Genomic DNA, 24,541 nt, shown 5'->3' on the forward strand with positions numbered 1-24,541 from the left:
AGCCGGCTAACGAAGTCAACGGGTGGCGCGCGCCGATAGGGTCTGCGCATGGCGCCGCACGAGCGGGAGTTCCGGAACGTCTTCGCCCTGGTCAGTCGAGGCATCAAAAGCGTGTCCACCGAGGGGATGCGCCGGCTCGGGCTGCACCCGGGGCAGAACTTCCTGCTGGAGGAGTTGTGGCGAGAAGACCGGCAGACCCCCGGTGAACTCGCCCGGCGGATCGGCGTCGAGGTGCCGACCGTCACCCGGACGACACAGCGGATGGAGGCGGCCGGGTTGCTCACCCGGATTCCGGACGAGCACGACCGCCGGGTCGTCCGGATCGGGCTGACCGACCGGGGCCGGGCGCTCCGCGACGAGTTGCCCGACCTGCTGGACCGGGCCGCCGGGCGGGCCCTGGCCGGCCTGACGGACCCCGAGCGGGCCCAGCTGGTCGGCCTGCTGCGGCGGATCGCGGAGAACCTGCACAACCCCGCTGCCGGAGACCGCTCCGCCGGGCACTGACCCGGCCGCACCGCCGCCAGGCCGGGTGGGTACGGGGCCGGGTCGTGCACCGAGTCGCCGGTACGCTGCGCGGCTCCCCGGCGCGGGACGACCGCTCCACGGGGCACCGGGCACCGGGGACGGGGCGCCGGTCGCAGTCCGGCGGACCACCCTGCCGCCCACCCCGCCCGGGATCGGGCCGGCCGGTCGTGGTGTCCTTGCCGGATGACGACGGCCGACGACTTCGCCGCCCTGCTGGCCGGTCCGGTGGTGCCGGCGGCACGCGGGCTGCTCGGCGCCACCCTCTCGGCGGGCGGCGTCACGGTCCGGCTCACCGAGGTGGAGGCGTACGCCGGCAGCGGCGGCGACCCGGCGTCGCACGCGCACCGGGGGCCCACCCCGCGCAACGCGGTGATGTTCGGGCCGGCCGGGCACGCCTACGCGTACTTCACCTACGGCATGCACTGGTGCGTGAACGTGGTCACCGGGCCGGACGGGGAGGCGTCGGCGGTACTGCTCCGGGCCGGTGAGGTGGTCGACGGGCTGGAGATCGCCCGGGGCCGGCGCACCGCCGTACGCCGGGACGTGGACCTGGCCCGCGGACCCGCCCGGCTCTGCGCGGCTCTCGGCCTGGACCGGTCCGTCTACGGCCGCTACCTGCTCGGCGACGGCCCGGTACGGCTCCGCCCGCCAGCCGTGCCGGTGCCGCCCGAGTCGATCGAGGCCGGCCCGCGGGTCGGCGTCACCGGCGCGCACGACGTCCCGTGGCGGTTCTGGATCGGCGGCGACCCGACGGTCAGCGACTACCGCCGGCACGTGCCACGGCGGACGGACCGGAAGTCGTCCCCGGGGCGGCGACCGTAGCCGTCCCGTCACACGGTGCCCTACATTCGTTACTGTCAATCACTGGTCGGGTTCGTCGTGCCTGGAACCGGGCACCGGCCCGGCCCGGGCACCGAGCGTGGGGGAGAAGGCCGTGCCGCAGCCGACAGCTCTGTACCAGAACGTCCTGATGGACAGCGCCCGCTGGCACGACTTCCCGTTCCGGGACGGGGACATCGTCATCTCCACCCCGCCGAAATGCGGTACGACGTGGATGCAGATGATCTGCGCGCTGCTGGTCTTCCAGTCGACGGACTTCCCGCAGCCGCTGGACGCGATGTCGCTCTGGCCCGACCTGCTGACCCGCCGGCACGAGGAGAACCTGGCCGTACTGGCGGCGCAGTCGCACCGCCGGTTCCTCAAGACCCACATCCCGCTGGACGGACTGCCCTATCTGGACCAGGTCGAGTACGTCTGTGTCGGGCGGGATCCCCGGGACGCGGCGATCTCCTGGGACAACCACATCGAGAACACCGACTTCGCGGTGCTGATGGGGCGGCGGGTGGCGGCGGTCGGCACGGAGGGGTTGGCCGGCCCGGGCCCGGACGGCGAGCCGGAGCGTCCCGCCGGACTGCCCGAGCGGCTCGACTCGGCCCAGGACCGGTTCTGGGCCTGGATCGACAACTACGACGTACTCGTTGGCCTAGCCGCGATGGTGCACCACCTGGACACCTTCTGGCGGGCCCGGCACCTGCCGAACGTCACGCTGCTGCACTACGACGAGATGAAGGCGGATCTCGACGGCACGATGCGGCGGCTCGCCGCCCGGTTCGGCATCGAGGTACCCGCACAGCGCTGGCCCGATCTGGTCCAGGCGGCCCGGTTCGACCAGATGCGCGGCCGGTCCCGGGAGCTGACCCCGGACCTGGCCATCTGGTACGACCCGACCCGGTTCTTCCATCGCGGCGAGACCGGTCAGTGGCGGGAGCTGCTGGACGCCGACGGCGAGCGGCGCTACCGCGACAAGGTCCAGGGCCTCGGCGTCGACCCGGACCTGATGCGCTGGATCCACCAGGGCGGGCCGCTCGACTGATCGTCTCGGCACGTGACCGTCTCGGCACGTGACCGTCTCCGCACCTGACCGTCTCCGCACGGCCGGGCCCGCACCGGACCGTCTCGGCACGGCCGGGCCCGCACCGGACCGTCTCGGCACGGCCGGGCCCGCGCATGGCGGACGGCCACGACGCGGGCCCGGCGGTACCGGCGGACGGCTGGCTCCGGCGCGGCGTCTGCCGGAGCCAGCCGTCGGTGTGGGAAGAGCGCCGGCCTACGGGAAGTTGTTCAGGTACTGCACCTGGTTGGCGGTGTTGGCGGTGCCGCCGGAGTTGTTGATGATCCGGTTGATCGTGCCGACCCCGCCGAGCGAGACCGTCACCATGTTGTGGAACCGAACCCCCGAGGTGACCGGCACCTCGAAGGAGCGTTCGTTGACCACCGCCGGGTTGACGTTGAAGTAGCAGTAGCTGCCCAGGCCCCACGCCTCGTGACTGGTCACCGTGTCGGCCACCTTGTACGCCGGGTAGCCCCGGGTCGACCCGTTCATGAAGGCCGCCTGGTTCGGCGGGTCGTACGGCTTCTCGTTCTGGAAGAAGTACGTCCGCCCGCCGTTGCCGTTCCAGACCACCTCGGTCTTCTGGTAGTGCTCGACGAAGAGGCCGTACATGGTGACGTTGTTGCCGTTCACCACCAACCCGGTGTCGGCGGTGTTGATGTTCCAGCCGTAGGTGCCAGGGTCACCGTGGTCCGCCCGCCACAGCCACATGTGGTCGCCGATCACGTTGTGCGAGTTGATCCGCAGGCTGGTGGTGGCCTTGCCGGGTACCGCGCCGCCGATCCGGAAGAAGACGTCGTGCAGCGAGGTCGGGTTGCCGGCGTGGCTGGCCGAGGAGCCGGCCGGGCCGACCTCCATCAGCACCGACGAGTTGGTGGCACCGGCCTCGAACATCAGGCCGGCGACCTTGACGCCGTCCACGTCGGCCACGGTCATCGCGGTGATGCCGTTCTGCGGCTCGATGGTGGCCAGGCCGAGACCGAGCACCACGGTGTCCGGCCGGGTCACCCGGATCGTCTCGGTGGTCCGGTAGAGGCCCGGGGTGAAGAGCAGGTTCTTGCCCTGGGCGAGTGCGGCGTTGATGGTCGCCGCGCTGGTGCCGGGCCGGACGACGAAGAACTGGCTCAGCGAGATGGACGAGCCGGCCGGGGTCTTGTTGTACCAGCTCGTGCCCTGGCTGTTGCTGCGCAGCGCCGGCACGAAGACCCGGTACTCGCCGGTGCCGTCGATGTAGAGGAACGGCTTCTCCCGGACCACCGGGGTCTGCGCGACCACCGTGTGCGACGGGTTCGGGAAGTGCGGTGCCGGTGCCCCGGTCACCCCGGTGAAGACCATGTTCCAGACCGAGCCGTTCCAGCTACCGAACTCGCTGTTGCGGGAGTACCACTGCTGCTGCGAGCCGGAGACGACCATGCCGTCGATCTTGGTGTCGGCCATCAGGCCGCCGCTGGACCAGCCGTCACCGCCGTTCCACAACTGGATCTGGTTGCCGGCACCGCGCAGATGCATCCGCCGGTACGGCGCCGCCTGGGAGACCGCCCAGCGTTCCACGATGGTGCCGGCCGGCAGGGTCACCGAGAGGTTCTCGGCGGCCCGCCAGAAGTTCTGGGTGGCGTTGCCGCCCATCCAGAACGCCTCCACCCGGACGTGCCCGTTCAGGTTGACGTCGTCCGGCGACATCCCGAGCCCGGCGACCTGGGTGAAGAAGCCGAGGTTGACGTCGGCGGTGTAGCTGCCGGGCTTGAACAGCACCGCGTACCGCCGGGGGGCGAACTGCGCGGTCTCCTGCTCGGTGAAGAGCGAGTTCAGCCGGCCCTGGATGGTGGAGGTCGGTGTCGACGGGTCGAAGACGAAGGTGTTCGGGCCGAAGTTCGGGTTGCGTGGGTCGGTCGGCTCGACCGGATCGCCGGGACCGGGGCCACCGCCGCCGAACTCGCCGATGACCTCGAATTCCCAGAGCGAGTACCCGTATCCGGTGGCCCGGGCGGTGCCGTACATCCGGACGTACCGGCCGGTGCCGGAGACGTTCAGCGTCTGGGTACCGCCGGTGCCGGTGGTGGTCGTGTAGACGTTGTTCCAGCTACTGGCGTTGTCGGAGACCTGGATCTGGAACGCCCGGCCGTAGGCCGCCTCCCAGCGCAGCAGGACCTGGCTGATGGTGGCGCTCGCGCCCAGGTCGACCTGAATCCACTGTGGATCGCTGAACGCGCTGGACCAGCGGGTACCGGTGTTGCCGTCCACCGCGGCCGACGCGGTGAGGGCGCCGCCCTCGGTGGACGAGGCCGTGGCCGGCCTGCCCTGCGAGATCAGTGCCGGTGCGGCGCTCGCCGCCGGGGTCGGCCCGGCGAACGGGGTCAGGGCGAGTAGCAGCGTCGCCGCGAGTACGCCGGCGAGCCGGCGCGATCGGGCGCGGCCACCGGGGTGCCCACGGGGAGGAAAACGATGAAAAATCATGACCCTGCCTGTCCGTGCGGAGGTGTCTGGCGCCGAACGCTCCTGCGGGTCGCCGAGCGGACGGGCCAGTGGCGGTGTGTGGTGCCGACCGCGGGTGTGCTGCGGTGGGCCTGCTGCGCGGGGGTGCGGTGGGGTAGCCCGAAAGGTCGGCGCCGACCTGCGAAAACGACCGACGGCGGGCGGCGTCGACCGGTCGGCTGTGGACGGTAGAGAGCGCTCTCGCAGGATCACGAGTGTTGCGCCCGCGTTCCGTCGCCGTCAAGACATCAATTTATTACGACGTAATTTATCCCGAATGCCGGAACATGCGGAAGCCGCCGGATCGACGGGGACGGGCGGCCCTGTCCGGGCGGGTGGCGTCAGTTGCGGATGCCCCCGGCGGCCAGCAGCCGGGCGACCGGCAGGGTGGCCGCACCGAGCGCCACCGCGTCGACCCCGAGCTGCCCCAGCTCGATCGTGGCCTGCTCGTACGGCTGGTGCAGCGCCTGCCCGGCCGCCGCCTCGCGGATCGCCGGCAGCAGGTGGGCGCCGAGCGCCACCCCGGCCCAGCCGCCCAGCACCACCCGTTCCGGGTTGAACAGGTTGATCAGGTTGGCCACCCCGGCCCCGAGGTAGCCGGCCGTCTCGGCCAGCACCCGGCGGGCGGTCGCGGATCGGTCCGCCGCCTCGATCAGCGCATTGAGCTGGGACTCCTCGTCGGCGCCGGGTACGGGGTGCCCACGTCGGGCCTCCCGGTAGCGGTCGATGATCCCCTCGGCGCCGACGTACGCCTCCAGGCAGCCCCGGGCACCGCACCGGCAGGCGCGGCCGTCGTACACCAGGGTGGTGTGCCCCCACTCGCCGGCGCTGCTGGAGACGCCCCGGTACATCACCCCGTTGGTCACCACGGCCGCCCCCACCCCGGACCCGACCAGCGCGAAGACGGAGTGCCGGCTGCCCCGGCCGGCCCCGAACCACATCTCGGCCTGGCCCAGAGTCTTCGCCCCGTTGTCGATGTGCACGGGCAGGTCCACCTCGGCCCGGATCAGCCGCTCCAGCGGTACGCCGTGCCAGCCGAGGGTCTGGGCGTGCACGATCGCCTCGCCGCCCTGCACCACCACGCCGGAGACGCCGATGCCGACGCCGAGGATCTCCGAACGGGACGCCCCGGCCTGCGCGGTGACGGCCTCCAGCCCGGCCAGGATGTGCCGGACCACGGTGGCCGGCTCCGGTCCGGCCGCGTCGAGCGGGTAGTCGGCGCTGGCCAGCATCGTCATGGCCAGGTCGAACAGTTCGACCCGGATCCGGGTCTCCCCGACGTCGACCCCGGCGACCAGGGCGTACCGGGGGGCCACCCGGAGCATCATGCTGGGGCGGCCGCCGTCGGACTCCACGGCGCCGGCCTCGACCACCAGACCGGCCCCGATCAGGTCGCCGACCACGTTGCTGACGGCGGGCTGACTCAACCCGGTGAAGCGGGCGAGGTCCTGCCGGGTCAGCGGGCCCTCGAGGAACAACTTCGACAGCAGGGCGGACCGGTTGCGCTGTCGCACGATCCGGTTCGTCGTCCGTTCCAGGTCCACCCACCACCTCGATAAACCCGGGTTCGCCGGGAGTCACTGTACGGCTCGTCCTTGACGGGCGAGCCACCAGACACTTTAATAACCGCGTAAATTAAGCCTTGATGGAACCCCCTTCGGTGGCTCGCTCCATCCCCCGCCGACGGTGATCGTGCCCGTACCGCTCCACCACCCCGGCCGCCCACGGCCCCGCTCCGGCGCCACCGCCGACGGGCCGGCGAGGTCGCCGGCCGACGCAGAAGGGCAAGTCGTGTCCAGACGACACCTCGCTATGGTTGTCGCGGCCCTGTTGACGACCGCCTCCCTCGCCGCCTGCGGCGACTCCGGGGGCTCGTCGGAGGGCGCCGCCAAGACGCTCACCTACTGGGCCAGCAACCAGGGCGCCAGCATCGAGTTCGACAAGCAGACCCTCCAGCCCGAGCTGGACAAGTTCGAGCAGCAGACCGGCATCAAGGTCAACGTCGAGGTCGTGCCCTGGTCGGACCTGCTCAACCGACTGCTCGCCGCCGCCACCTCGGGCAAGGGCCCGGACGTGGTGAACATCGGCAACACCTGGTCGGCCTCGTTGCAGGCGACCAACGCGCTGGTTGCGTTCGACGACGCGACCCTGGCCAAGGTGGGCGGCAAGGACCGGTTCGTACCGGCCGCGCTGGCCGCCGCCGGTGCCCCCGGCAAGCCGCCGGCCGCCGTGCCGCTGTACAGCCTGGCGTACGCGCTCTACTACAACAAGAAGATGTTCACCGACGCCGGCATCACCGCCCCGCCCACCACCTGGGAGGAACTGGTCGAGACCGGCAAGAAGCTGACCAAGTCCGGCCAGTGGGGCCTGGCCGTGGAGGGCGCGAACCCGTCGGAGAACTCCCACCACGCCTTCACCTTCGGGCAGCAGTGGGGCGGCGAGTGGTTCGACTCCGCCGGCAAGCCGACCTTCGACACCCCGCAGAACGTCGCGGCCGTCAAGCGGTACGTCGACCTGATGGCGGTTGACAAGATCGTCAACCCCAGCAACGCCGAGTACGCCCAGAACCAGTCCGTGGCCGACTTCGCCAACCGCAAGGCGGCGATGCTGCTCTGGCAGGCCGCCGGGTCGAACTTCAAGGCCCAGGGGATGAGCCCGGACGAGTGGGGGATCGCCCCGGTGCCGTTCCCGGCCACTCCGCCGCCCGGTGGTAAGAAGGTCAACAGCATGGTGGCCGGCATCAACATCGCGGTCTTCAAGCACACCGAGAACCTCGACGGCGCGCTGGAGTTCGTGAAGTTCATGACCAGCGACGCGGAGCAGGTGATCCTCAACAAGACCTACGGCTCGCTGCCGTCGGTCAAGACGGCGAACACCGACCCGGCGTTCCAGGCGCCGGAGCAGAAGGTCCTGGGCGAGGTGCTCGGCTCCACCGCCGCACCGCTGCCGCAGGTGCCCGAGGAGAGCCAGTTCGAGACCCTGGTCGGTACCGCCATGAAGGAGCTCTTCGCCGACGCCGCGGGCGGCAAGCCCGTCACCGAGGCGCTCGTGAAGGAGAAGCTCGGCGTAGCGCAACAGAAGATGGGCAGCTGAGCCGCGACGCCGACGGTTGACCGTGGAGGGGGACCGCCGCCCCCTCCACGGTCCACCCTGAGAGGATCCGATGGCCACCACCACCGCGCCCGGCCCCGTACGGCCCGCCGGGCGACCAGCCGAGGACGGCCCGCCGAGCCGGCGCGGGCGCCGTGCCGTACGGCGGTCGTACCTGCCGTACCTGCTGCTCGTCCCGGCCGCCCTGCTCGAACTCGGCATCCACGTGGTCCCGATGCTCGTCGGGGTCTGGATGAGCCTGCTCGAACTCACCCAGTTCCACATCCGGGACTGGTCCACCGCGCCCTTCGCCGGCTTGGAGAACTACCGGGTCACCTTCGACTTCGGCTCGGCCACCGGCAAGGACCTGCTGCACTCGTTCTGGGTGACCGCGCTCTACACGACGCTGTCGGTCGGGTTCTCCTGGATGCTCGGCCTGGCCGCCGCGGTCTTCCTGCAACGGCCGTTCAAGGGGCGGGCACTGCTGCGCACCCTCTTCCTCACCCCGTACGCGCTGCCGGTCTACACCGCCGTGATCACCTGGACCTTCATGTTCCAGCGGGACACCGGCCTGGTGAACCACGCCCTCGACCAGCTCGGGCTGATCGACGGAGCCAACCCGCCGTTCTGGCTGATCGGGGAGAACAGCTTCGTCGCCCTGCTGATCGTCTCGGTCTGGAAGTCCTGGCCGTTCGCCTTCCTCTGCCTGATGGCCGGGCTGCAGAACGTGCCGCCGGAGCTGTACGAGGCGTCGGCGATCGACGGGGCGAACTTCTGGCGGCGGCTGCGCGACGTCACCCTGCCGATGCTCCGGCCGGTCAACCAGGTACTGCTGCTGGTCCTCTTCCTCTGGACCTTCAACGACTTCAACACCCCGTACGTGCTCTTCGGCGGCTCCGCGCCGAGGCAGGCCGACCTGATCTCGATCCACATCTACCAGAGTTCCTTCGTCACCTGGAACTTCGGCCTCGGCTCGGCGATGTCGGTGGCGCTGCTGCTCTTCCTGCTCGTCGTCACCGCCGTCTACCTGCTCGTCACCAACCGCAGGAGAGAGCATGCGTGAGTCAACCGGCGAACGCTGGGCCCGCCGCATCGTGCTCAGCCTGCTGACCCTCTTCGTCGTCGCCCCGCTGTACGTGATGCTCAGCTCCGGGCTCAAGCCGCTGCGCGACGTGCAGGGCGCCTTCACCTGGCTGCCCAGCCGGGTCACGTTCCAGCCGTTCGTGGACATGTGGCAGACGGTGCCGCTCGGCAGGTACCTGGTGAACAGCCTGCTGGTGGCCAGCTCGGCCGCGGTGGTCTCGGTGGCGATCGCCATCTTCGCCGCCTTCGCGATCAGCCGCTACCGGTTCCGCGGCCGGCAGCTCTTCTCGGTCACCGTGCTCTCGACGCAGATGTTCCCCGGCATCCTCTTCCTGCTGCCGCTCTTCCTCATCTACGTCAACCTGGGCAACCTGACCGGGGTCGAGCTGTACGCCAGCCGGCTCGGGCTGACCATCACCTATCTCACCTTCTCGCTGCCGTTCTCCATCTGGATGCTGGTCGGCTACTTCGACTCGATCCCGCGCGGGCTCGACGAGGCGGCCCAGGTCGACGGGGCCGGACCGCTGCGCACGCTGTTCCAGGTGATCCTGCCGACGGCGGTGCCGGGCATCGTCGCGGTCACCGTGTACGCCTTCATGACCGCCTGGGGGGAGGTGCTCTTCGCCTCGGTGATGACCGACGAACACAGCCGTACCCTCGCGGTCGGCCTCCAGGGGTACGCGACCCAGTACAACGTCTACTGGAACCAGGCGATGGCCGCCTCGGTGGTGGTGAGCATCCCGGTGGTGGTCGGCTTCCTCGCCCTGCAGCGCTACTTCGTCGCCGGACTGACCGCCGGAGCGGTCAAGTGAACCCTTTCCAACCTGAACCGCGCGGCCCCCGCGCCTCGACGTTTCCCTCGCGGCCGCGACGGACCGCTGGGGGAGGGTGAAAAGGTTCAGTAGCCGCCCATCTTGTCCTGCCCGTCGAGCCACCGTCCGACCCGGACCATGACCAGCGCGGTCAGCAGGCTCTGAACCATCCTAAGGAGAGTCGACCGATGCCGGATCTGTCCAAGTTGCCACCGAACTTCACCTGGGGCGTCGCCACCGCGGCGTACCAGATCGAGGGGGCTGCCGGGGTGGACGGCCGCAGCCCGTCCATCTGGGACACCTGGAGCCGGGTACCCGGGAACGTCGACAACGGCGACACCGGCGACGAGGCGTGCGACCACTACCACCGGTGGCCGGAGGATGTGGCCCTGATGCGCCGGCTCGGCGTCGACGCGTACCGGTTCTCGGTGGCCTGGCCCCGGGTCATGCCGGACGGGACCGGCCGGGTCAACCCGGCCGGGCTGGCCTTCTACGACCGGCTGGTCGACGCGTTGCTGGCGGCCGAGATCCGGCCGCTGGTCACGCTCTACCACTGGGACCTGCCGCAGGCGTTGCAGGACCGGGGCGGCTGGCCGGAGCGGGCCACCGCCGAGGCGTTCGCCGACTACGCCTCGGTGGTCGCCGGGGCGCTCGGCGACCGGGTCACCGACTGGGTGACCGTGAACGAGCCGCTCTGCGTCTCCTGGATCGGCCACCTGGAGGGCCGGATGGCTCCCGGCGAGCGGGACCTGACCCGGGCGGTCGCCGCCTCGCACCACACGCTGCTGGCGCACGGCCTCGGCATGGCGGCTATCCGGGCTGCGGCGAGCCGGCCGGCCTCGGTCGGCATCGTGCTCAACCCGAGCCCGTGCGAGCCGGGCAGCGACCGGCCGGAGGACGTGGCGGCGGCGGCCCGGGCCGACGGGCACGTCAACCGCTGGTGGCTGGACCCGCTCTACGGGCGTGGCTACCCGACCGACATGCTGGAGGTCTACGGCGTCGAACCGCCGGTCCGCCCCGGCGACCTGGAGCGCATCGCCACCCCGACCGAGTTCCTCGGGCTGAACTACTACTTCCGGCAGGTCATCGTCGACGACCCCGACGGCCCCGTGCCGCACGCCCGGCAGATCCCGGTGCCCGGCTCGGTGCAGACCGCGATGGGCTGGGAGACGTACCCGGCCGGGCTGGAGGAGCTGTTGGTTTCGGTGACCGAGCGGTACGCCCCGGCCCGGATCCTGGTCACCGAGAGCGGCTCGGCCTGGCCGGACGCTTTCACCGCCGAGGGCGGGATCGAGGACAAGGAGCGGACGGCGTACCTGGAGGAGCACGTGCTGGCCTGCGCGGCGGCCGCCGCCCGGGGGGTACCGGTGGAGGGTTACTTCTACTGGTCGCTGCTGGACAACTTCGAGTGGGCGTACGGCTACGACAAGCGGTTCGGCCTGGTGCACGTCGACTACGCCACCCAGCGGCGGACGATGAAGGCGAGCGGGCTCCGCTACGCCGAGATCATCCGGGACCACCAGCAGCTCGGCGGACGGTCGCAGCCGGAGACCTCCTCTCCGGTGGGCTGACCGGCCGCCCCCTGTCGAGTCGGGCCGCTCCGTCGGCCCGCTGTGCCGTTTTGCGATCGGTCCGGCCACCGCCCTGCGCCGGTGGCCGGACCGATCTGCCGTGCACGGCCCCGGTGCGATCCCTGGCGCCGCTGGTTGCTGAAGGCCATAACGTGCTCGACCCCGGCGTCGCGTCCCCGCGCACCCTGCCGCTTTCCCGCGCCCAGCGCCTCGGCGTCTCGTGGTGTGCCGGACTACTAGACGGTACCTAATACCGCCCACTATCATGTGGTGCATGACAGTCACTGGGCGCGGCGACGACGGCGCCGACCGGCAGGCCCAACTGCTGCGCGGGGTGCTCGACATGTGCATGCTCGCGCTGCTGCGCGCCAGTCCGGCGCACGGCTACGAGCTGGTCCGGCGGCTCAACGACGCCGGGCTCGACACCGTCGGATACGGCACCGTCTATCCCCTGCTCACCCGGATGCGCCGGCTCGGACTCGTCGCCGACGAGGTGCAGGAGAGCCCGAGCGGACCGCCCCGCCGGGTGTACGCGCTCACCGAGGCCGGCCGGCGGACGCTGGCGGCCTGGGCCGGACGGTGGCACGGATTCGTGGAGACCATCAACGCCACGCTCACCGACGTGGCGCCCTCGGCGGAGAGCACGGAGAGGTGACCATGAACAGCACGGACGACGCCGACAGCCCGAGCGGGCGCGCCCTCGCCCTGGCCGACCGGGAGTGGCGGGCCATGGGCATCGTCGCCGCCGACCGGATCGCCCTGGCCCGTGACCTGCGGCTGGAACTCGCCGGTGCGGCGGCCGACGGGATGACCCCGGAGCAGTTGCTCGGCGCCGACGTACGCCGGTTCGCCCGGGACCTCGCGGTGTCGGCCGGGGTACGCCGGGCACCGTACGAGTTCCGCCGGCTGCTGCTGACCGGGCTGGCCGGCGGCGTACCCGGGCTGGTGCTCACCTTCGTACTGGTCTGGCAGTGGTGGCTGGTGCCGCTACACCTGCTGGTCGGGATGGACCCGCTGCCGAACTTCCTGTTGCGGTACGTGCTCAGCGCGCTGGTCTTCGTCGCCGGCGTACTGTTCGCGGTGCGCTGGGGCATGCGGGACAGCGCGGAGATCGATCGCACGGTGGCCCGGATGGCGCTGCTGGTGCCGCCGGCCGGCCTGCTGGCCATTCCGGTGACGATGGGGTTCGCCTCGCTGACCCGCTACAGCCTGTCCGCGCCGGTCCTGCTGGCCGAGGCGGCCATCGTGGGCGGCGCCCTGGCCGGGGCGATGGTGCTGGCCCGGCGCTGGGCACTGAGTCCGATCCTCGGCTCCACACGGCCGCCCGCCGACCCACCCGGTGCCGACCCACCGGCCGGCCCGGACCGTGGCGGCCCGAAGCCGGCCGGTCCGGCGTCGGAGCCGGGCCCACCCCGAGTCGTCCCGGGCTGATCACCGGGCCCGTCGTCCCGGGCTGATCAGTGGGCCCCTCGTCCCGGGCTGATCACCCGAACGGCGGCGTCGGCCCGGGCTGACCACCACGTGTCGGCGTTCGGCCCGGCTGGTCGTGACCCGGTCAGCCACCCGGGCCGGGACGGCCGACCTTCCGGGCCGGCGGCACCGTACGGCTGAAGCGGCTGACCCTGGTCGTCGATGCCGGTCGTACCGTCCGGGCGGTCCACTACCCGATCCCGGACGTGACCGGTGGGGTGGCGGAGACGCTGCGGCTGGTCCGGAACCTGGCCGATTCCCCGACCGTCGGTGCGGACTCGCCGGTTGCCAAGCCTGCGGCGGACAGCGCGGGCATTCCGGACGTTCCGTCCCCAACTTCCGCCGGCACCGACCAGTCCGGCCAGACCGAGCCGACGTCGGCGGCATCGGCGCGGGTACGGTGTGCGGAGCCGTTCGACGGGCCGACGGCGTCCCGCCCGACTCCACTTTCCCCCGAGGAGTGCAAGATCAGATGAGCGATCCGGTCCAGAGTCCCGAGCAGCCGGGGCCGACGAGCCAGCGGCGTCCGACCAAGCAGGAGCGCCGGGCCGCCGCGGAAGCGGCCGCGGCCCAGGCCGCCGCGAGCCGGGCCCGTGTGCAGCGGGTGGCCGGCGGGACCGTCGGAATCGTCCTGGCCGGGCTGGGCGTCGCCGCCATCGTCGTGCTGCCGCAGGTGATGGACGACGCGCCCAGCTCCTCGGCCGCCCCGGTGGCCGCCGCGACGACTCCGCCGGCCGCCGAGCCGACTGCCCCTCCGGCGCCGACGGGAGCGCCGGAGAGCCCCGGGGCGCCGTCCCGGCCGCCGGCCGACCTGGATCCCCGGCTGGCGCAGCGGCCGACCGTCGAGGCCGGTCGCGGTGAGCTGACCAAGCTCACGGTGACGCCGCTGGTCGAGGGCACCGGGCCGGCGGTGCGGGCCGGCCAGACGATCACGGTCAACTATGTCGGCGCCTCCTACCGGACCGGTCAGGAGTTCGACGCCTCGTGGAACCGGGGTCAGCCGTTCCCGCTGCAGATCGGCGTCGGCGCGGTGATTCCCGGCTGGGACCAGGGCCTGGTGGGGGTCAAGGCCGGCAGCCGGGTGCAGCTCGACATTCCGGCGAACCTCGCCTACGGCGACAACCCGACCGGTGGCGAGCCGGCCGGCCCGCTCCGGTTCGTCGTGGACATCCTGGCGGTGCAGTAGCCCGGGCCCGGACGCAGAGACGACGACGGCGGCCGCGACATCGTCGCGGCCGCCGTGCGCTTGTCGGGTACGCCCGGTCGGGCTACCGCCTCCGCCTCAGGCCGGAGTAGGCGCGGAACTCTTCTCGCTGGGTTCGGCCTCGGCGGTCGGCGCCGCGGTGTCGATCGCCTCGACGGTCTCCTCGTCCCGGTGCGCCCGGTACTGCCGGATCGAGTACGCCAGCGCGAGCGCCCAGACCAGGTAGATCACCGCGTAGACGGAGTACCGTACGCCGTCCGGCGCGTCGATCCAGTCGCTGCGCAGCAGGGTGCGGGCATTGGTCACGATGATCACGCCGCCCACCGCCGAACCGAGGATCCGTGGCGGGATGTGCCGGACCAGCCAGGCGGCGATCGGCGCGGCGATGACGCCGCCGAGCAGCAGCGCGACGACCCAGCCGAAGTTGACGTTCTCGCTGCCCAGGCCGACCAGGAAGCCGAGGCTCGCGGCCACCGCGACCAGGAACTCGCTGGTGTCGATCGAGCCGATCACCTTGCGGGGCGCCATCCGGCCACTGGCCAGGATCGCCGGGGTGCCGACCGGCCCCCAGCCGCCGCCTCCGGTGGAGTCGACGAACCCGGCGAGCAGTCCGAGCGGGGCCAGGAACCGCTTGCGCAACGGCTGGCCGAGGCGGTCCCGGGGGATGCCGGCGGCGGTGAACCGGACCAGGATGTAGAGCCCCAGGGTGAGCAGCAGCAGCGCCATGATCGGCGCGGCGACCTCGGTGGAGAGGCTGGCCAGGAAGGTGGCGCCGGCGAACGCGCCGACCGCCCCCGGTATCCCGATCTTGGCGACCACCTTCCAGTCGACGTTGCCGAACCGCCAGTGCGCGGCACCGGAGGCGAGGGTGGTGCCGATCTCCGCCAGGTGCACGGTGGCGGACGCGGCCGCCGGGTTGGTGCCGATCGCCAGTAACAAGGTGGTGGAGGTCACGCCGTAGGCCATGCCGAGACTGCCGTCGACGAGCTGCGCGCCGAGCCCCACCAGGGCGAGAAGCAGAAGTTTTCGCACGGGACGTTCCTTCCCGGGGAAGTGGTCGAGGCAGGCCCGTCCGGGCTGGCGGTCGCGGCGTTCCGGCCGGGGCCAGCGCCGACAGTTCGGACGACGGGCGTACCAGGGGCGGGTACGGGGCGGTGGTGAAACCGCGCACCGCTGCGCCGATTCCCCATCTAACCCATAGGGATTGTCGACCCGGTGATCCCGGCAGTCAACCCCGGCGGCCCGACTCGGACCCGAAGAACCACCCGGTCGGCGACCGCGGCGGCCCGGGCGGTGCCCCCCTCGGTCGGCCGAACCGGTCGGACCGGGTTCACCAAACCTTTCAACCCTCCCCTTCCACTCTCCGTGGTGTCCGCAGGTGGAAGTCGGGGTGCACGCGCCGCGCCGTCCAGGTTGCAAAGGTTCACTCCACCCGGTACCCGCCGCCGCCCGGCCCGCCCCGCAGGATCAGCCGGGCCGGCAACACGCTGGCGGCCAGCGCCAGCACCACGCATCCGGCCACCAACAGCCCGATCGTCGAACCGGGTACGACCAGCTCGACCGGTACCCCGACCTGCTCGCTGAGCGCCGAGCGGATCGCCAGCAGCGCGACCATCGACACCAGCAGACCGAGCGCGGTGCCGATCGCCAGCACCAGCCCGGACTCGGTGGCGACCGTAGCCAGCACCTGGCGGACGGTCGCGCCGGAGCGGAGCAGCACCAGCAGCTCCCGGGCCCGGTGCGCGGTCGCCATCAGCAGGGTGTTCGCCAGTGCGATCGCGGTGTAGCCGGCCGAGACCCCGATCAGGATCAGCGTGGCGAGCCAGACCAGCCGGTCCTCGGCGGCGTCCCGTTCCGCCGCGTACTCCGCGACACCGACCAGCCGGGCCCCGAGCGCCGCCCAGCGATCCGCTCCGCCGCCGTCCTGGCCGGTCGTCGCCGGGGTGAAGACCGCCTCGGTGAGCGCCGACGGATCGTGCGCCCGGACCACCTCCCGGGTCAGCAGCAACTGTGCCGGGATGGAGCCGTCGGCGACCACCGCCGCCACCCGGACCTGCCCGCCGGTGCCGTCCGGATAGCCGAGCAGCGCGGGCGCCCCCGCCGACCAGCCCAGCCGGTCGGCGAGCCCGGCGGTGACCACCGCAGTCTCCGGCCCCCGGAAGGCCGCGAAGTCACCGGAGAGCACGCGGAGCCGCCCGTTCATCCGGGCGAACCCGGCCGGCTCCACCCCGGCGGCGATGATCGGAATACCGGCGCCGGTCGCCGCGCCGCCGGGTGGATCGGCGTACACGGTGCTGGGCAGCAGTGCGGTGCCGGGGACGGTCGCCACCGCCGCGTCCGACAGTCCCGGCGTACCGGCCGGGACGAGCACCGAACCGGCCCGGATCGCGGCCGCGTCCCGGCTCGCGTACGCGCCGGCCGAGGTGGCCACCGAGCCGGCGATCAGCACCGCGAACCCGACCGTCAGCAGCATCGGCGCCGACGTCGACGCGGTACGCCGCACCGCGGTCAACGCGTTGCGCCGGACCAGCATCCCGGTCGCACCGGGCAGCCGCTCCAGCGGCCAGGTGAGCACGTACGTCAACGGCGGCACCAGTACCGGGGCGAGCAGGGTCAGCCCGCCGGTCAGCGCCATCGCCGCGTACAACGCGTAGTTCACGATGTCGTCCGGGCCCGCCCCGGCCAGCCGTACGGTCAACAGCAGCCCGAAGGCGGTGGTGAGGATCCCGCCGATCCACCGGGACCGGGTCATCGGTCGCCGGTCCACCACCGCCTCCCGCAGCGCCTCCAGCGGGCGTACCCGGCCGGCCCGGCGGGACGCCGACCAGACCCCGAGCAGGGCGACGACCAGACCCACCAGGTACGCCGCGGCCGGTGGCCAGGGCTCGATCCGCACCCGGAACCCGACGGGCTGGAAACCGGCGTCGACCAGCAGGGCACCGAAGGCCGGCGCACAGACGGTACCGAGCACCGCCCCCACGGCCGCCCCGACGGCACCGACCGCCAGCGCCTCGGTGTACATCAGCCGGCGGAGCTGTCCCGGGGTGGCGCCGACGGTACGCAGCAGCCCGAACTCCCGGCGCCGCTGGGCGACCCCGAACGCGAAGGTGGAGGCGACCACGAAGATCGAGACGAATCCGGCCAGCGCCGTCATCGCGGTCAGCACCTGCATGCCGATCCACCGGGTCCGGACGTCCCGGGGCGGCTCGACCTCCGCCCGGTCGGCGCCGGTCAGCACCGTACCGTCCCGGCCGACGACCGCCTCCGCCGCCGCCCGTACCGCCGCGACGTCGGCGTCGTCCGCGACCACCAGGCCGATCAGCCGGACGCCCCGGGCCAGCGGTGCCGCGACCGGATCGGCGAGGTAGAAGCCGGGCCCGTCCACGGTGCCGGCGACGGTGTACCCGGCCGGCCCGGTCGCGGTCAGCAGGGTGACCCGGCCACCCGGGGCGATCCCGAGCGCCCGGTCCAGCGCCACCTCGTCCGGCCGGCCCGGCGGACCACCCGCCACCAGCCGGTACGGCGCCAGTGCCGCACTCGACCAGCCGTGGCCCTGCGGGTCACCGAGCGCGGGTTCGCCGACCGGTCGGCCGTCGACGACCGCCTGCGCGTAGAACGACCGCTCCGGTACCGCCGCCGCCACCCCGCCGATCGCGGCGAGCTGCCCGGCCAGTTCGGCGGCCCGCTCCGGCGACCACGGGCGGCGCTCCGGAAAGGTGCCCGGCGCCGCCTCGACCGCGGGCGCGGCGACCAGCACCTCCGCGCCGGCGTACCGGTCCGGCACCCGGGGTTGCGCGGAGACCAGGATCAGCGCGGTCATCGACATCAGCGCCACGCCGAGGCAGAGCGCGACGAACGGGCCGAGCAGTCCGGTCCACCGGGCGCGCAGCGCCGCGACGCTCAGCATGCCGGCTCCAACCTGGTCATCCGGGCCGCGATCGTCTCCGCCGCCAGGTCGCCGCCGAGTTCGTCCACCACCCGGCCGTCGGCCAGCAGCACGACCCGGTCGGCGTAGGCCGCGGCCACCGGGTCGTGCGTCACCATCACCACCGTCTGCCGGTGCTGGTCGACGAGGTTGCGCAGCAGCCGCAGGATGTCCCGGGAGGTCCGGGTGTCCAGCGCGCCGGTCGGCTCGTCGGCGAAGAGCACCGCCGGCCGGCTGATCAGGGCCCGGGCGATCGCCACCCGCTGCTGTTCCCCGCCGGAGAGTTCGTCCGGGCGGTGCCGGCCCCGTCCGGCCAGACCGACCTCGGCCAGCGTCGCGTCCAGCTCGGCCGGGTCGGGCCGCCGGCCGGCCAGCCGCAGCGGCAACGCCACGTTCTGCGCCGCGGTCAGCGCCAGCACCAGGTTGTACGACTGGAAGACGAACCCGACCCGGGCCCGACGCAGCAGGGTCAGCGCGGTCTCGCCGAGGGTGGAGAGGTCGGTGCCGTCGATCACCACCGTGCCGCCGGTCGGCCGGTCGAGCCCGGCGGCGCAGTGCAGCAGGGTCGACTTGCCGGATCCGGACGGCCCCATCACGGCGGTGAAGGTGCCCCGGTCGAAGTCGACCGTCACCCCGTCCAGCGCGGCCACCCGCCGGGCCCCGGCGCCGTACGCCCGGACGACGTCGCGGAGCCGCACGGCGGCGGTCAGGTCCGGTGTTTCCTCTCGTTGCGTCATGCCGTCGAAGATCTGGCATCGGCGGCTCCGGCACATCGGAGCGCAGCGGTCACTTCCGGCCCGGCTCTGCGGGCTACCCCGACCGCCCCGACGCCGGTCGGATCAGACCGCAGGATGACCCGCTCCGGGTGGACGCGGCAGGGCACCCCGGCCGCTACCGTCGACGGATGACCGCCGTGCACCCGCGTCCGCTGCTGACCCGCCGGTTGCGCAGGGTCGACCTGATCGCCCTCGACGTGCTGGCGGCACTCGGCCTCGCGGTGATCTGCGGGTACGCCGCTGCCGACCCGCCCGCCGCGACCGGGTACCCCGATCCGCTGGTCCGGGAACCGGTCTGGCTCTCCCTGCTCTTCATGGTCGTCGTCTCGGCGCCGATCGCGGTACGCCGACGCTGGCCCGTACCGGTGCTGGCGGTGGTCGCGATCGGCGCGCTCTCCGCCGTACTGGTGGAGGTGGTGCCGGTCTACGCCTCGGTCTCGGTGTTCATCGCGGTCGCGTTCGCGCTCTACCAGGTGGCGCTCGACGAGGAACTGCGCCGGTCGGTTCCGGCCCTGCTGCTGGTGCTGGCCGGTGCCGCGCTGGCGATATTCCCGAAGACCGCGGACTGGGACGAGGCGATCAGCGGGCTCGGTTTCCTGCTGATACTCCTGACCGCAACCTGGATCCTCGGCCGGGCGGTACGCGAGCGGCGTGCGTACGCTTCCCGGTCGGCGGCGGAGCTGGCCCGGCAGGCCACGGTCGACGAGCGGCTGCGGATCAGTCGCGAGCTGCACGACATCGTGGCGCACAGCATGAGCGTGATCACGGTGAAGGCGGCGATCGCCAACCACGTGGCGGAGTCCCGGCCGCAGGAGGTCCGGGACGCGCTGCGGGACATCGAGGCGACCAGCCGGAGCGCGCTGGCGGAACTGCGCCGTACCCTCGGCGTGCTGCGCACCGGCGCACCGGGTACGCCGGTCGAGTTCGGTCCCGCGCCGGGCCTGACCGACCTGCCGGGCCTGCTGGAGCGGGCGGCGGCGGCCGGGGTGGTGGTGGAGCTGGCGCTGGAGCTGCCCGCCGGGGCGGAGCCGCCGGAGGACGTCGGCCGCTCGGTGTACCGGATCGTCCAGGAGGCGCTGACCAACGTGGTCAAGCACGCCGGACCGGTCCGGTGCCGGGTCGCGGTGGCCGGTGCCGGTACCGAGTTGCGGGTCGAGGTGACCAACGAGCCCGGTCGACCGGTCCGGCCGGCCGATCCGAAGGGGCAGGGCCTGATCGGCATGCGCGAGCGGGTCCACCTGTACGCCGGCAGCTTCGAGGCCGGCCCGGCCGCCGACGGCGGGTTCCGCGTCTCGGCCCGGCTGCCGTACCGACCCGCCGAACGCCCGACCCCGCTGGTGGCCGCGCCTCCGGCTGTCGAGCCGGGCCCGGCGCGCGGCCCGGCCGGAGCGGCCCGGTGACCGACCAGCCCGTCCGGGTGCTCATCGCCGACGACCAGGCCCTGCTCCGGGGCAGCTTCCGGGTGTTGATCGAGACGACCCCGGGCCTGACCGTGGTCGGCGAGGCCGGCACCGGTGCCGCAGCCGTCGAACTGGCCGAACGGGAGCGCCCGGACGTGGTGCTGATGGACGTCCGGATGCCGGAGCTGGACGGGATCGCCGCGACCCGGCGGATCGCCGAGTCACCCGCCGCAGGTCAGGTCCGGGTGCTCATCCTCACCACCTTCGACCTCGACGAGTACGTCTACGCGGCGATCCGGGCCGGCGCCAGCGGCTTCCTGCTCAAGGACGCCCCGCCGGAGGACCTGCTGACCGCGATCCGGGTGGTCGCCGCCGGGGAGGGGCTGCTCGCGCCGAGCGTGACCCGTCGACTGATCGCCGAGTTCGCCCGGCTGCCCGAACCGGACCGACCGGTGGCCCGGGAACTGACCGGGGTGACCGACCGGGAGCGGGAGGTGCTGACCCTGATCGGACGCGGCCTGTCCAATCCCGAGATCGCCGGTCACCTGCGGCTCAGCCCGGCCACCGTGAAGACGCACGTCGGCCGGCTGCTCGCCAAGCTGCACGCCCGGGACCGCGCCCAGCTCGTCATCGTCGCCTACCAGACCGGCCTGGTCACGGTGCCGGGTCGCTGACCCCGCCGACTCGCCGTTCCCCACCCCTCCCCACTCCGCCACCGGAGCCGCTGTCACCCGGAACCGGCTGTCATCCGAGCGGCGGTCGAGGGAGCCGTCGGTCCGATCGGTCCGAGGAGCCGTCGGTGCCGGGTCAGTCACCGTCCAGGTGGACCAGTAGGAGCTGCTCCGGGCGCAGCGGCGGGGCCTGTAGGCCGGCGTGCCCGAGGGCGCGCCCGGAAAGTCGTACCCCGGAACCGGTGGTCCAGGCCGGCGGCGCCGGCAGGCCGTGCGCGGCGTTTTCCGGCGCGACCGCCCGGACCAGGTACCGGCGATCCGGGTCCAGACCGGGCAGCCGTACCGGTCCGGGGTTGGTGGTCGTCCCGGTCGCGGTGGCGACGATCGCCATGATCGCCTCGGACCGGTCCGCGGCGACCACCCCGTGCACCCAGAGCGCCGGATCCGGATGGTCGACCCGGACCACCGTCCCGCCGTGCAGGAGCGCGCGGTGCCGCTTGTAGAGCGTTACCCACCAGGCCAGTTCCCGGCGCTGCTCCGGGGTGGCCGCGGTCAGGTCCCACTCGATCCCGAAGCTGCCGAAGAAGGCGGTGCCGGCCCGGAAGCCGAGGTCGTGGGTACGCCCCGTGGTGTGCGCCCGGCCCGAACCGACGTGCGAGCCGATCAGTTCCGGCGGCAGCAGGAGCTGGGTCCAGCGCTGGATCGACTGCCGTTCCAGGGCGTCGATGCAGTCACTGCCCCAGACCCGGTCGGTCCGTTCCAGGATGCCCAGGTCGACCCGGCCACCGCCGGACGAGCAGGACTCGATCTCCAGCCCCGGGTGGCGGTCCCGGAGCGTGTCGAGGAGCCGGTAGGTCGCCAGGGTCTGCCCGTGCACCCCGGGCCGCCCCGACGGCTGGTGGCCGGCGTCGATCAGGTCCCGGTTGTGGTCCCACTTCAGATACCCGATCCCGTACTCCCGAACCAGCGCGTCGAGCCGCCCCAACACGTACTCGTACGCCTCCGGGTGGGTCAGGTCGAGCACCTGCTGCCAGCGGGCCTGCCGGGGCAGCCGCCCTCCGGTACCGAGGATCCACTCCGGATGCGCCCGGGCCAGTTCCGAGTCGGGGTTGACCATCTCCGGCTCGACCCAGAGCCCGAACTCCAGCCCCAGCCCGCGTACGTGTGCGACCAGCGGATGCAGCCCGTCCGGCCAGACGGCCGGGTCGACGTACCAGTCGCCGAGCCCGGCCCGGTCGTCGCGCCGGCCCAGGAACCAGCCGTCGTCCAGGACGAACCGCTCCGCCCCGACCTCGGCGGCGGCGTCGGCCAGTGCGGTGAGCCGGTCGAGGTCGTGGTCGAAGTAGACCGCCTCCCAGGTGTTCACCACGACCGGCCGCGCCCGCCGCCCGAACCGCGCCGGCCGGCGCAGATGGGCGTGGTACCGGGCCGACATCTCGTCCAACCCGTGCCCGTAGGAGGCGTAGAGCCAGGGCGTGCGGTAGCGCTCGCCCGGCGCCAGCTCGATCTCGCCGGGCAGCAGCAGCTCGCCGGCGGAGAGCAGCGCCTCCCCGTCCGGGGTCCGCTCGGCGTGTAGCCGGTGGTTGCCGCTCCAGCCGAGGTGCACCCCCCAGACCTCACCGGACCGGAAGCCGAAGCCGGCCGTACCGGCCACCATCAGCAGCGAGGCGTCCAGGCCGGGCTTGCCCCGGCGGCTCTCCCGGGATCGCGAGCCGACGGTGAACGGGCTCCGCTGGGGGCTGCGTTCCCGGCACCACCGGCCGGTCAGGTCGAGCAGCTCGTCCGCCTGCGGCGGCACCGGCAGCCCGAGCAGCAGCCCTTCCAGCCGGTAGGGGTCGGCGTCCGGCGGGTTGGCCAGCTCGGCGCGGAGCCGGAGCAGCCCGGCCGGGTCCAGTTCGAGTTCGACGACCAGATCGAGCCGGGCGGCCTCGTCCGTGGCGGTCACCACGATCGTCGCGGCCGACTCGTCCCGGTCGTCGCGCACCCGCAGCTCGGTGCGGCGGAACCGCGGTGACCAGTCGCGGCCGGCGCGGTGCCCGGAGAGCCCGGGCGGGCCGAACCAGGCGTACGTGTGCTCGGGCAGGATGCCCACCGGCCGGCCCTCGGGTGTGCCGGGCCGGGTCGGCCGGCGGAGCGCGGTGCCGAGGTCGGCGAGTTCCGGCTCGGTGAGGGGTCCGAGGTCGCCGCCCCAGTGCAGTACCGCCGGCACGCCGGGATCGGTGCCGTCCACCAGCACGCTGACTCCGGCCCGGCGCAGGTGGACCAGGCCGCCGCCGCTGGCGGGGCTCGGCGCCGGCTGGCGGGTCTGACTCGGCACGGTCACGGGGTACGCCTCCACGGGTCGCGGTGTTTGTGACGCCCTGGCCCGGGTAGCGTGCCTTCGGCCGTCCTGTCCCGTCAACGCCCCCACCGTCCTGCCGCCCGGTCGGTCGGGGTACGTCGGCGGGCCGTCAAACCGGGTACGGGCGGACCGCCGGCATGGTGGACAATCGGCACCGTGACCGATAGCAGCCTTCCTCCCGCCGCGTCCGCCGGCTGGGAGTCTCCGCTCGAGGACCTGCGGTGGCGGGGTCTCCTCTTCGACTCGACCGATCCCGCCGAGCTGGCGGAGCACTTCCGCTCCGGTCCGGTGACGTTCTATGTCGGGTTCGACCCCACCGCGCCGAGCCTGCACATCGGCAACCTGTTGCAGGTGCTGACCGCCCGCCGGCTGCAACTCGCCGGGCACCGCCCGCTGCTGCTGGTCGGCGGGGCGACCGGGCTGATCGGCGACCCCAACGAGCGGGGCGAGCGGACGCTGAACAGCCCGGAGGTGGTGGCGAGCTGGGTGGATCGGATCCGCCGGCAGCTCGCGCCCTTCGTGTCGTACCACGGTGACAACGCCGCCCGCCCGGTCAACAATCTGGACTGGACCGGCGAGATGTCGGTGGCGGAGTTCCTCCGCGACGTCGGCAAGCACTTCCCGGTCAACCGGATGCTGGCCCGTGAGGTGGTGAAGGCGCGGCTGGAGAGCGGGATCAGCTACACCGAGTTCAGCTACCAGCTCCTCCAGGCCAACGACTTCTTCGAGCTGCACCGGCGGTACGGCTGCACCCTGCAGTTCGGCGGTTCGGACCAGTGGGGCAACATCACCGCCGGCGTCGACTACGTACGGCGCCGTGGCGTCGGGCCGGTGCACGCCTTCGTCACCCCGCTGGTCACCAAGGCGGACGGTACGAAGTTCGGTAAGACCGAGGGCGGCGCCATCTGGCTCGATCCGACCATGACCAGCCCGTACGCCTTCTACCAGTTCTGGGTCAACAGCGACGACCGGGACGTGGCGCAGTACCTGCGCTACTTCAGCTTCCGCTCGCACGAGGAGATCGAGGAGCTGGAGAAGACGACGGCAGAGCGGCCGGCGGCCCGGATCGCCCAGCGGGCGCTCGCCGAGGAGCTGACCGCGCTGGTGCACGGGACCGAGGAGGCCCGGCAGGCGGTCGCCGCCAGCCAGGCGCTGTTCGGCCGCGGCGCGCTGGACGAGCTGTCTGCCGAGACGCTGCGGTCGGCGCTGGCCGAGGCCGGCCTGGTGCAGGTGGAGAGCCTGCCGCCGGTGGCCGGGCTGCTCCGCGAGACCGGCCTGGTGAGCAGCCTCAACGAGGCACGCCGGGCGAT

Annotated in this window: 19 protein-coding genes (1 of these 19 running past the window's edge); 13 read left to right on the top strand and 6 right to left on the bottom strand. The window is 72.8% G+C overall.

Annotated features, from left to right (window positions below; genetic code table 11):
* Positions 1–48: 48 nt before the first annotated feature.
* The 3 genes from ACQEVC_RS23250 to ACQEVC_RS23260 all read left to right on the top strand — a co-directional run bounded on the left by ACQEVC_RS23250 (position 49) and on the right by ACQEVC_RS23260 (position 2,398).
* Positions 49–504 (top strand): MarR family winged helix-turn-helix transcriptional regulator, encoded by a 456-nt coding sequence (locus ACQEVC_RS23250; protein ID WP_432881035.1) that lies wholly within the window; start codon positions 49–51, stop codon positions 502–504.
* 204 nt (positions 505–708) lie between these two features.
* Positions 709–1,347 carry a DNA-3-methyladenine glycosylase gene (locus ACQEVC_RS23255; protein ID WP_432881037.1) on the top strand — a complete coding sequence of 213 codons (639 nt, stop codon included), beginning with the start codon at positions 709–711 and terminating at the stop codon, positions 1,345–1,347.
* Between the two features lie 112 nt (positions 1,348–1,459).
* A complete protein-coding gene (locus ACQEVC_RS23260) occupies positions 1,460–2,398 on the top strand; it encodes a sulfotransferase domain-containing protein (RefSeq protein ID WP_432881039.1) in 939 nt (312 codons plus the stop codon).
* A 234-nt stretch (positions 2,399–2,632) separates the two neighbouring features.
* Here ACQEVC_RS23260 and ACQEVC_RS23265 read toward each other — a convergent pair whose 3' ends face one another.
* Entirely contained in the window at positions 2,633–4,870 is a 2,238-nt protein-coding gene (locus ACQEVC_RS23265; RefSeq protein ID WP_432881041.1) for a discoidin domain-containing protein, read from the bottom strand.
* A gap of 359 nt (positions 4,871–5,229) precedes the next feature.
* Positions 5,230–6,432 carry an ROK family transcriptional regulator gene (locus ACQEVC_RS23270; RefSeq protein WP_432881043.1) on the bottom strand — a complete coding sequence of 401 codons (1,203 nt, stop codon included), beginning with the start codon at positions 6,430–6,432 and terminating at the stop codon, positions 5,230–5,232.
* 286 nt (positions 6,433–6,718) lie between these two features.
* On the opposite strand from ACQEVC_RS23270, the gene ACQEVC_RS23275 reads away from it, so the two are divergent.
* The 7 genes from ACQEVC_RS23275 to ACQEVC_RS23305 all read left to right on the top strand — a co-directional run bounded on the left by ACQEVC_RS23275 (position 6,719) and on the right by ACQEVC_RS23305 (position 14,100).
* On the top strand, positions 6,719–7,981 hold the full coding sequence (locus ACQEVC_RS23275; RefSeq protein WP_432881045.1) for an ABC transporter substrate-binding protein: 1,263 nt from the start codon (positions 6,719–6,721) through the stop codon (positions 7,979–7,981).
* A gap of 70 nt (positions 7,982–8,051) precedes the next feature.
* A complete protein-coding gene (locus ACQEVC_RS23280; protein WP_432881047.1) occupies positions 8,052–9,041 on the top strand; it encodes a carbohydrate ABC transporter permease in 990 nt (329 codons plus the stop codon).
* Positions 9,034–9,873: a carbohydrate ABC transporter permease gene (locus ACQEVC_RS23285; RefSeq protein WP_432881049.1), complete on the top strand. Its 840-nt coding sequence runs from the start codon at positions 9,034–9,036 to the stop codon at positions 9,871–9,873. The genes ACQEVC_RS23280 and ACQEVC_RS23285 overlap by 8 nt, the downstream gene beginning before the upstream one ends.
* Before the next feature lie 188 nt (positions 9,874–10,061).
* Positions 10,062–11,444 (top strand): GH1 family beta-glucosidase, encoded by a 1,383-nt coding sequence (locus tag ACQEVC_RS23290; protein WP_432881051.1) that lies wholly within the window; start codon positions 10,062–10,064, stop codon positions 11,442–11,444.
* Positions 11,445–11,718: 274 nt separating this feature from the next.
* Positions 11,719–12,099, top strand: coding sequence for a PadR family transcriptional regulator (locus ACQEVC_RS23295; RefSeq protein WP_432881053.1), 381 nt, complete (start codon positions 11,719–11,721; stop codon positions 12,097–12,099).
* A 2-nt stretch (positions 12,100–12,101) separates the two neighbouring features.
* Positions 12,102–12,875, top strand: coding sequence for a hypothetical protein (locus ACQEVC_RS23300; RefSeq protein ID WP_432881055.1), 774 nt, complete (start codon positions 12,102–12,104; stop codon positions 12,873–12,875).
* A gap of 511 nt (positions 12,876–13,386) precedes the next feature.
* Positions 13,387–14,100, top strand: a complete 714-nt coding sequence (locus ACQEVC_RS23305) for an FKBP-type peptidyl-prolyl cis-trans isomerase (protein WP_432881058.1) — start codon at positions 13,387–13,389, stop codon at positions 14,098–14,100.
* 96 nt (positions 14,101–14,196) lie between these two features.
* On the opposite strand, the gene ACQEVC_RS23310 is transcribed toward ACQEVC_RS23305, so the two are convergent.
* The 3 genes from ACQEVC_RS23310 to ACQEVC_RS23320 form a co-directional block, all read right to left on the bottom strand.
* Positions 14,197–15,150 carry a sulfite exporter TauE/SafE family protein gene (locus tag ACQEVC_RS23310; RefSeq protein ID WP_432881060.1) on the bottom strand — a complete coding sequence of 318 codons (954 nt, stop codon included), beginning with the start codon at positions 15,148–15,150 and terminating at the stop codon, positions 14,197–14,199.
* Positions 15,151–15,541: 391 nt separating this feature from the next.
* Entirely contained in the window at positions 15,542–18,025 is a 2,484-nt protein-coding gene (locus ACQEVC_RS23315; RefSeq protein WP_432881064.1) for an FtsX-like permease family protein, read from the bottom strand.
* Positions 18,019–18,780, bottom strand: coding sequence for an ABC transporter ATP-binding protein (locus ACQEVC_RS23320; RefSeq protein WP_432881067.1), 762 nt, complete (start codon positions 18,778–18,780; stop codon positions 18,019–18,021). The genes ACQEVC_RS23315 and ACQEVC_RS23320 overlap by 7 nt, the downstream gene beginning before the upstream one ends.
* Positions 18,781–18,947: 167 nt before the next feature.
* On the opposite strand from ACQEVC_RS23320, the gene ACQEVC_RS23325 reads away from it, so the two are divergent.
* The gene (locus tag ACQEVC_RS23325) at positions 18,948–20,219 is read left to right on the top strand and encodes a sensor histidine kinase (RefSeq protein WP_432881070.1); all 1,272 of its coding nucleotides are present in this window, start codon (positions 18,948–18,950) and stop codon (positions 20,217–20,219) included.
* Positions 20,216–20,893 carry a response regulator transcription factor gene (locus tag ACQEVC_RS23330; protein ID WP_346263195.1) on the top strand — a complete coding sequence of 226 codons (678 nt, stop codon included), beginning with the start codon at positions 20,216–20,218 and terminating at the stop codon, positions 20,891–20,893. The genes ACQEVC_RS23325 and ACQEVC_RS23330 overlap by 4 nt, the downstream gene beginning before the upstream one ends.
* 133 nt (positions 20,894–21,026) lie before the next feature.
* Here the strand turns inward: ACQEVC_RS23330 and ACQEVC_RS23335 are convergent, their stop codons facing one another.
* A complete protein-coding gene (locus ACQEVC_RS23335; protein WP_432881074.1) occupies positions 21,027–23,213 on the bottom strand; it encodes an alpha-galactosidase in 2,187 nt (728 codons plus the stop codon).
* Positions 23,214–23,387: 174 nt separating this feature from the next.
* On the opposite strand from ACQEVC_RS23335, the gene tyrS reads away from it, so the two are divergent.
* On the top strand, positions 23,388–24,541 hold the 5' portion of the coding sequence (tyrS, locus tag ACQEVC_RS23340) for a tyrosine--tRNA ligase (RefSeq protein ID WP_432881077.1). Its footprint extends 148 nt past the window's final position; 1,154 of the gene's 1,302 nt are visible here — the first part of the coding sequence; the start codon lies at positions 23,388–23,390; its stop codon lies off the right edge, out of view.

The sequence above is a fragment of the Plantactinospora sp. CA-294935 genome (assembly GCF_050936445.1).
Classification (GTDB): domain Bacteria; phylum Actinomycetota; class Actinomycetes; order Mycobacteriales; family Micromonosporaceae; genus Plantactinospora.

Bases quoted from the DNA above. Each gene is read 5' to 3' on its own strand.
- ACQEVC_RS23305 (WP_432881058.1), top strand. From the start codon at position 13,387: ATGAGCGATCCGGTCCAGAGTCCCGAGCAGCCGGGGCCGACGAGCCAG.
- ACQEVC_RS23255 (WP_432881037.1), top strand. From the start codon at position 709: ATGACGACGGCCGACGACTTCGCCGCCCTGCTGGCCGGTCCGGTGGTG.
- ACQEVC_RS23290 (WP_432881051.1), top strand. From the start codon at position 10,062: ATGCCGGATCTGTCCAAGTTGCCACCGAACTTCACCTGGGGCGTCGCC.
- ACQEVC_RS23320 (WP_432881067.1), bottom strand. From the start codon at position 18,780: ATGACGCAACGAGAGGAAACACCGGACCTGACCGCCGCCGTGCGGCTC.
- ACQEVC_RS23295 (WP_432881053.1), top strand. From the start codon at position 11,719: ATGACAGTCACTGGGCGCGGCGACGACGGCGCCGACCGGCAGGCCCAA.
- ACQEVC_RS23325 (WP_432881070.1), top strand. From the start codon at position 18,948: ATGACCGCCGTGCACCCGCGTCCGCTGCTGACCCGCCGGTTGCGCAGG.
- ACQEVC_RS23250 (WP_432881035.1), top strand. From the start codon at position 49: ATGGCGCCGCACGAGCGGGAGTTCCGGAACGTCTTCGCCCTGGTCAGT.
- ACQEVC_RS23300 (WP_432881055.1), top strand. From the start codon at position 12,102: ATGAACAGCACGGACGACGCCGACAGCCCGAGCGGGCGCGCCCTCGCC.
- ACQEVC_RS23285 (WP_432881049.1), top strand. From the start codon at position 9,034: ATGCGTGAGTCAACCGGCGAACGCTGGGCCCGCCGCATCGTGCTCAGC.
- ACQEVC_RS23315 (WP_432881064.1), bottom strand. From the start codon at position 18,025: ATGCTGAGCGTCGCGGCGCTGCGCGCCCGGTGGACCGGACTGCTCGGC.
- ACQEVC_RS23265 (WP_432881041.1), bottom strand. From the start codon at position 4,870: ATGATTTTTCATCGTTTTCCTCCCCGTGGGCACCCCGGTGGCCGCGCC.
- ACQEVC_RS23280 (WP_432881047.1), top strand. From the start codon at position 8,052: ATGGCCACCACCACCGCGCCCGGCCCCGTACGGCCCGCCGGGCGACCA.